The sequence below is a fragment of the Dellaglioa sp. CoH-57-MRSF-16 genome (assembly GCF_056782055.1).
This window is the reverse complement of the sequence record NZ_JBXAXZ010000004.1, coordinates 144,581-152,407: the sequence shown is the minus strand read 5'-3', so window position 1 is coordinate 152,407 and position 7,827 is coordinate 144,581. Positions and strand designations below refer to the sequence as shown.

General features: G+C 34.7%; 5 protein-coding genes and 1 pseudogene. 4 read left to right on the top strand and 2 right to left on the bottom strand.

Annotation, left to right across the window (positions count from 1 at the left end; translation table 11 throughout):
* Positions 1 to 85 precede the first annotated feature (85 nt).
* Positions 86 to 508 (top strand): annotated as a pseudogene (locus AC1RPH_RS05895) (transposase); the annotation flags it as partial.
* A gap of 126 nt (positions 509 to 634) precedes the next feature.
* Here the strand turns inward: AC1RPH_RS05895 and AC1RPH_RS05890 are convergent.
* Entirely contained in the window at positions 635 to 2,545 is a 1,911-nt protein-coding gene (locus tag AC1RPH_RS05890) for an acyltransferase family protein (RefSeq protein ID WP_481761719.1), read from the bottom strand.
* 81 nt (positions 2,546 to 2,626) lie between these two features.
* Complete coding sequence (gene obgE / locus AC1RPH_RS05885) at positions 2,627 to 3,943, bottom strand: GTPase ObgE (RefSeq protein ID WP_409022424.1); 1,317 nt, start codon at positions 3,941 to 3,943, stop codon at positions 2,627 to 2,629.
* A 194-nt stretch (positions 3,944 to 4,137) separates the two neighbouring features.
* Here obgE and AC1RPH_RS05880 point away from each other — a divergent pair, with 194 nt between their 5' ends.
* Genes AC1RPH_RS05880 through AC1RPH_RS05870 form a run of 3 tightly spaced genes read left to right on the top strand, consistent with a single transcriptional unit; the run spans position 4,138 to position 7,754 of the window.
* Positions 4,138 to 4,893, top strand: a complete 756-nt coding sequence (locus tag AC1RPH_RS05880; RefSeq protein ID WP_481761718.1) for a DeoR/GlpR family DNA-binding transcription regulator — start codon at positions 4,138 to 4,140, stop codon at positions 4,891 to 4,893.
* Complete coding sequence (gene pfkB / locus AC1RPH_RS05875) at positions 4,890 to 5,801, top strand: 1-phosphofructokinase (RefSeq protein ID WP_481761717.1); 912 nt, start codon at positions 4,890 to 4,892, stop codon at positions 5,799 to 5,801. The genes AC1RPH_RS05880 and pfkB overlap by 4 nt, the downstream gene beginning before the upstream one ends.
* 24 nt (positions 5,802 to 5,825) lie before the next feature.
* On the top strand, positions 5,826 to 7,754 hold the full coding sequence (locus AC1RPH_RS05870) for a PTS fructose transporter subunit IIABC (protein WP_409022421.1): 1,929 nt from the start codon (positions 5,826 to 5,828) through the stop codon (positions 7,752 to 7,754).
* The last annotated feature ends 73 nt before the right edge of the window (positions 7,755 to 7,827 follow it).

The window sequence follows — 7,827 nt, the reverse complement described above, 5'->3', positions numbered from 1 at the left end:
GGACATACAAAAATCCCTCCATGATTATCGGATGAAATTATATTATTTCATCTGACAACCATAAAGGGATTATTACAAAGCTTTAAAAACTCAGTGGCGCCTTTTTCACAAACAAGAAACAGAACTAGAAAGTTCAAAATCTGTTTATTTTTTTAGTACGAAAGAATATATGACGCAACAGAATGTTGTTGATTTAGGATTAGAACAAAGTTCTAACTTCAAAAAAGTCTATGAAACATATCAAGATATTTTATTAGCTATCAATAAAGCCGACACTTCTAATTTAACTCAGTTATTAGAAGACTATCAACCTAATAACAGTGAAATGGATACTGTAATAACCACTTTTAAAAAGAATCAGCATTATATTAAAAATAGTTTATCTTCACCATATTCAAATGGCCCTATAGAGGGACTTAACCGAAAAATTAAAACACTTAAACGTAGCTGTTACGGTTTCAGAAACTGGCATCATCTATTTGAAAGAATTTTATTAATTCATAACTAAAAAAAGGAAATCCTTTTGGATTTCCCTTAATTAAATTAGACGTTTATCGTCTCACCAACACTATTTGACGCAGACCCAAAAATAAGAAGCCCTACAAACCATAGTTTGTAGGGCTTCTTAAGTATTTTACATATTTTTAATTAATTGTCTTGCAATATACGTTGCATAATACTTTGAACCATCGGGATCTGGATGAACATTATCATCATAAAACCACTCTGTATGATCCTTACTATATGAATACCAATCAATTATATGCAAATTTGAATATTTTTTCTTTTGTGTCTCCAACATGCTATTAACGGTACCTTCCCAACGCCTTGTTGGGACATGTACATTAATCCAGTAAACTTGTTTCCCCGAACCAACTGCACTCATAATATCGTCAAACTGATCGGTTGTAAATGGACTATTTGTCCCTAAACCAATAACAACGTTATCTTGAAGTTTACCTTGCTTAGCCAACAACCTAATATCATCAGCAGCTGTATATACCTGACGACCGACTTTTGCATCAACATACATATGTGGGAAATCATCTTGTAATATGTTTTCTCCATCTGCCAATACAGAATCACCAATTGCCGTTGCATATACGCTTGAGGCTTTTTTTGTCTCAGCCTTTGTTAATGATGTTGGGCTTTGTTTTTCAGCAACTACTTTTGAAGAACTAGTTTTAGAAGCACTTTTGCTACTTGATTGTTTTTTCTTAGAACTAGACGAGCTCGGTTTTTTTAATGCGTCAGCATTCTTTTTATCAGCTACTTTAGCATTCTCACTAATAGTATTCTGTAAAGCATTCACTCCAGTAATTGAAAGACTTGGTCCGTTAATTATTCCAAACAACGCTATACCAATTATTAATGCACCCACAATAATAGAAAATTTTTGACGAGTTTTTTTAATATCCTTTGTAAAGGTTTCTTTAATAAATGTAAATGTTTGTTTATAATTAAATCTTTGTAGAGGTCTTTCTAAGAATCGATATGACAAATCACTCACTAATAAAATGATAGATATTTCAATTAGCGCGTTTAGCCATGGATGATCACCTATACTCTGAATCTTTGACTCATAGAATACCATTATTGGAAATTGATATAGGTAAATGCCATAACTTCTCTTACCAACCCAAGTAAAAACAGGATTTGTCATAATTTTGTTCATATCCGCTCCAGGATGTGCAATTGTAGCTACAAAAATCATAACTAAAACTGAAAAGAAAAACATCCCTCCACGATAAACAAGCGAACTTTGATCTGACATAGTCAAAAACAAACTAATAATTGTTATGAGCGATACTATACCTAACGCATCTAAAACAAATCGGCCTTTTTTTGAAATTTCCTTTTTTAAAGAACTGCTTGGCCAAATAAATGAAAGTGCTGACCCCAATAAAATTGAAAACATTCTTGTATCCGTTCCATAATAGACACGACTTGGATCAGATCCTGCTTTATACAAGAAGGCCATCGCTAATGCGGAAATAAAAGCTAAGATAAAGATAAGATTAAAAATCCGTTCTTTTCGTTTTAAAAACACAATTAGCAACGCCACTATAATAGGCCAGAAAAAATAGTACTGACCTTCAATTGATAGCGACCAAAGATGCGTAAATGGTGATGGCGTCCCGAAATGATCAAAATATGATTCTTTGTGCAAAACTTGAAACCAATTATAAACATATAACAAATTTGATGCGAAAATTTCTTGAATATTTTTCAATAACTCTCTTTGAAATAGTGTTATATAGGCAATAGTTGCAATCAACATCGTCAATAACGCTGGATAAAGTCGTCGAACCCGTCGAATATAAAAGCCTAGAACATCAATTTTTTTATTTTGTTCCCATTCCTGATTAAGTAAATCAGTAATCAAGTAACCCGATACAACAAAAAATATCGGTACACCTAAGTATCCACCTTGTAGACTAGATGGCACGAGGTGATAAAGGATAACCCCAATAACAGCCAATGTCCTCACGCCATCAAAGCCAGTAATATATCTGGCTTTTTTTAATCTTTTTTTCTTATCCATCTTGTTCCGTTCTCCTCTTATCTTATATAAATTACCCTTTTATTTGCTGATAGCGTAACCGTAAATTATTAATATTCCGAATTATTCAACGAACTCAAATGAGAATTTATCAATTCTCACTATATCCCCACTTTTAGCACCACGTTCACGTAAAGCATCATCGACACCCATACCACGAAGTTGACGTGCAAAACGCATCAAACTTTCGTCTCGGTCCATATTTGTCATTTGGTATAGACGTTCTAATTTTTCTCCAGAAAGAACCCAAGTTAAATCTTCATCCCTATTAATAACAAAATCAGGTGCAGATTTTTCTTGTTCTTTTTCGAAATCATAGATTTTTTGTTGTGCTTCTTGTTCTTTCAAGTTTAGTGCTGGGAACATTGGTGTTTCTTCCAATAAATCACCAGCTACATTCATTAAGGTTTGTAGTCCCTCACGAGTAATAGAAGAAGTAGAAAATACACGAGGTGTTTCTTCCACTGTAGAATCTTCTGCCAATTGTTTTTTAAATGCTTCTAACTGTTCTGCAGCCCCTGGCATATCCATCTTACTTGCCACAATTAATTGCGGACGTTCAAGTAATTCAGGGTCATAATTTTTTAATTCTTTATTAATCTTAAGATAGTCGTCAAACGGATCACGACCTTCTTCAGGATTCATATCAACTAAATGAAGAATAACACGTGTCCGCTCAATATGACGTAAAAATTGAATTCCTAATCCAACGCCAACTGAAGCCCCTTCAATCAATCCGGGTAAATCAGCAATAACAAAATCACGGTTATCATCTAAACGAACCATCCCTAAATTAGGTGATAACGTTGTAAAATGATAATCTGCAATTTTAGGTTTGGCACTTGTCACAACTGAAAGAAGCGTTGACTTACCGACAGATGGAAATCCAACTAACCCAACATCAGCTAAAACTTTTAATTCAAGTTGAATTTTACGTTCTACTCCAGGTTCACCATTTTCAGAAATTTCTGGAGCTGGATTTTTAGGACTAGCAAATCTAATATTGCCACGACCACCTCGACCACCCTTGGCAACAACAGCATAATCTCCTTTATGAACGAGATCAGCGATTACTGCTCCTGTTTCAGCATCTTTAATTGTTGTTCCTTCTGGTACTTGAACTCTTTTATCAGGTGCACCATGTCCGTGCATCCCTTTAATCATTCCTTTTTCACCAGATTCAGCTCTAAAATGTTTACTGTATCTAAAATCCATTAAAGTTCTTAATCCTTCATCTACTTCAAATACAATACTACCACCACGGCCACCATCACCACCGGCTGGTCCACCATTAGGTACATATTTTTCTCGACGGAACGCTACCATCCCGTCGCCACCTTTACCTGCTTTTATTTCAATTGTAACTTGATCTATAAACATACGATCACCTATTCTTTCCGTTGACTACTAACTTACTATTTTAAAGAAGAAAAAGTCATTTGTCTATGTATTTACTTAACTCTTTTAAAAATTCAAGCCAATTTCTCATATTTCAAATTTTTTTGGTATTTTTGAATGTTTTTGGTTGATTTTGAATGTTTTTGGTGGTATTTTATTTATAAGGAGTTGAGAAAGTGCTTACAATTGAAAGGTGCCAATATATTATTTCTGAAATTGACAAACATGGTTATATTAAGTTACAAGATATTTGTCATAAATTAAATGTCTCAGAATCAACTGTTCGACGCGATTTACAGCAGCTTGAAACTGATGGTGAATTAGTAAGAGTTCATGGTGGTGCACAAAGCATCCAATCATTAAAAGTTGAAGCAAATTTAGAAGAAAAATTTTCATTAAATACGCCAAATAAAATAGCAGTTGCTAAAGCTGCTGCAAATTTAATCAAACCTAATAATGTGATTTTTCTTGATGCTGGTAGTACAACTTTCGCAATGATTCCCTATCTTAAGTTAGTTAACAATCTAACTGTTGTTACAAACGGTGTTAATCATGCACTTTCTCTTTCTGAAAATGATATTAGAACAATCGTCATCGGTGGTCAAGTTAAAGCTAATACAAAGGCTATTGTGGGAGCTGATAGTATTAAATCAATCAAGAACCTTCAATTTGATTTAGTCTTTCTCGGTATTAATTCAATTAACAATAAATTTGGATTTAGCACACCAGATCCTGAAGAAGCCGCAGTTAAACTGGCCGCAATTCATCAAAGTCGACAAACTTATGTTTTAGCCGACAAATCAAAATTTAACCAAGTTTCATTCATTAAAGTTGCAGATCTTAATCAGGCTACAATTATCACTGATAAATTGCCGGTAACTGATTCTGAAAATTATAAAACACAAACAAAAATTTTGGAGGTACAACAATGATTTACACAGTAACTTTAAATCCTTCTATTGATTACATCGTTCAACTAGATAAGTTAACGCTTGGCGAAGTTAATCGGATGGATTATGATACAAAATTACCAGGTGGTAAAGGTATAAACGTTTCCCGAATTTTAAATGAATTGAATCAACCTAATAAAGCACTTGGTTTTATTGGTGGATTCACAGGTGAATTTATTAAGTCAGCTATGATAGCTAATCACCTAGATACTCAATTTACAAAAATAAAAGCTGATTCTAGAATTAATATTAAAATAAAAGCTGACCAAGAAACCGAAATAAATGGTAAGGGTCCTCTAATATCAGATGATGAACTTAAACTATTCAATGAGCAATTTGAAACATTGACGTCTGATGATACTGTCATTTTAGCTGGTAGTTTAGTTCCTAACCTATCTCAAGATTTTTATTATGAATTAATTAAAGTAATTCGTTCTAAAGGCGCACAATTTGTTATTGATACAACTGGTGAAGCACTATTGAAAACAATTAGTGAAAAACCTCTCGTCGTGAAACCAAATCACCATGAATTAGCCGAATTATTCAATGTTACTTTAAACGGTATCAACGATATTGTGAAATATGGTCAAAAATTATTAGAATTAGGTGCACAACATGTTTTAATTTCAATGGCTGGCGATGGCGGCCTATTGATTACTAAAGATGCTGTTTACCAAAGTAATGCGCCTAAAGGGACTGTTATTAATTCAGTTGGTGCTGGCGATTCAATGATTGCTGGTTTTACAGGTACCTTTGCAAAAACTAATGATCCTATTGAAAGTTTTAAATATGGACTAGCTTGTGGCTCCGCAACTGCATTTTCTGAAGATATTGCAACTATTGAAAAAATTAACGAAATTTTACCACAAATTGATATTAAGAAAATCTAACTATTATAAAAGGAGTTTTACACTATGGACTTAAATGAATTATTACTTAAAGATGTCATGATTATGGATCTTCAAGCAACAACAAAAGCCGAAGCAATTGATGAAATGGTACATAAATACTTTGAGGCTGGCGTGATTGATGATGAGGAACTTTACAAACAAGACATTCTAAAACGTGAAGCACAATCAACTACTGGTATCGGTGAAGGTATTGCCATGCCACATGCAAAAAATAAAGCTGTTAAACGTGCTACTGTCCTATTTGCTAAAAGTAAAGCAGGACTTGACTATGATTCACTTGATGGTCAACCTACATTTTTATTTTTCATGATTGCTGCTCCTGAAGGTGCAAACGATGCCCATTTACAAGCATTAGCTGCTTTATCAAGTCTATTAATTAATCCCGATTTAGTTGATAAATTAAAAACAGTCACAACTCCAGATGAGGTTCAAGCTGCCTTCACTGCCGCTGAAAATGAAAAAGAAGCAAAAGAAGCTGCTGCACAACTTGCTGCTAAAAACACTGATGTTAAACCATCAGGTAATCCATACGTGGTCGCTGTAACAGCCTGCCCTACTGGTATCGCTCATACTTATATGGCTGAAGCTGCCCTCATCAAACAAGCTGAAGAGATGGGCGTTGACATTAAAGTTGAAACAAATGGCTCAGAAGGTATTAAGCATCGTTTAACTGACGAAGAAATTAAACGTGCGTCTGGTGTCATTGTCGCCGCTGATAAAAAAGTTGCTATGGATCGTTTCGATGGCAAACCTTTAATTAACCGTCCTGTTACCGATGGTATTAAAAAAGCCGAAGAATTGATTACTGCCGCAGTAAACGGAAAAGCACCTATTTATCATGCTAAAGGAACCGACGCTGCTGAAAATGATGAAGAAACCTCTGGTAGTGTTTGGAATGAAATTTATAAGAACTTAATGAACGGTGTATCACACATGTTACCATTTGTTGTTGGTGGCGGTATCTTAATGGCACTCTCATTCATCGTTGAACAATACGTTCCCGGTGGCTCAAGTTCACAAACTTTTATCTTCTTAAATGGAATTGGTAATTATGCATTTGCTTTCTTAGTACCTATCTTAGCCGGTTTTATTGCTATGAGTATTGGTGATCGTCCTGCCCTTATGCCTGGTATTGTTGGTGGTTACATGGCTAACTTTGCTGCCGCAAATGTTATTAAAACTGAATCTGTTTCTGGTTTCTTAGGTGGTTTAGCAGCTGGTTTTATTGCCGGTTATGTTATTGTCGGTCTTAAAAAACTCTTTAAAAACTTACCAAAATCACTAGATGGGATGAAACCTATCCTAATCTACCCTATTTTATCCTTATTAATTGTCGGCGCGATTATGTTCTTTATGGTTAATCCTATCTTCGCACAAATTAATCATGTCTTGTCAGATTTCTTAACTCATATGGGAACAGCCAATGCCGTCTTAATCGGTACAATTCTTGCTGCTATGATGGCTATCGATATGGGTGGTCCATTTAACAAAGCAGCTTATACATTCTCAATTGGTGTCTTCACTTCTACTGGTGATGGTAAAATGATGGCTGCTGTTATGGTTGGTGGTATGATTCCTCCACTTGCAATAGCTATTGCATCAACATTCTGGAAAAATAAATTTTCTGAAGATGAAAGAAAAGCCGGTTTGTCAAACTACATTCTTGGTATTTCATTTATTACTGAAGGTGCTATTCCTTACGCAGCAGCAGATCCATTACACGTCATTACATCAAGTGTAATTGGTGCTGCAATCGGTGGTGGTTTAAGTCAATTCTGGAACGTCTCTGTTCCTGCACCTCATGGTGGTCTTTGGGTAATTGCCTTAGCTACAAATAAAACGTTCTACTTACTTTCTGTTTTAATTGGTGCTGCAGTTGCAGGGATTATCCTCGGTATCTGGCGTCCAGTTGCAAAAGAAAATAAGAAATAATTCGTTTAACTTTGAAGAGCTATCAGGATAATACCTGATAGCTCTTCTTTATTTTAAAATAAAAAGGAGTCCT

What these genes read in the sequence shown, in the direction of transcription:
- AC1RPH_RS05870 (WP_409022421.1), top strand. Translation starts at nt 5,826, where the DNA reads ATGGACTTAAATGAATTATTACTTAAAGATGTCATGATTATGGATCTT.
- AC1RPH_RS05890 (WP_481761719.1), bottom strand. Translation starts at nt 2,545, where the DNA reads ATGGATAAGAAAAAAAGATTAAAAAAAGCCAGATATATTACTGGCTTT.
- pfkB (WP_481761717.1), top strand. Translation starts at nt 4,890, where the DNA reads ATGATTTACACAGTAACTTTAAATCCTTCTATTGATTACATCGTTCAA.
- obgE (WP_409022424.1), bottom strand. Translation starts at nt 3,943, where the DNA reads ATGTTTATAGATCAAGTTACAATTGAAATAAAAGCAGGTAAAGGTGGC.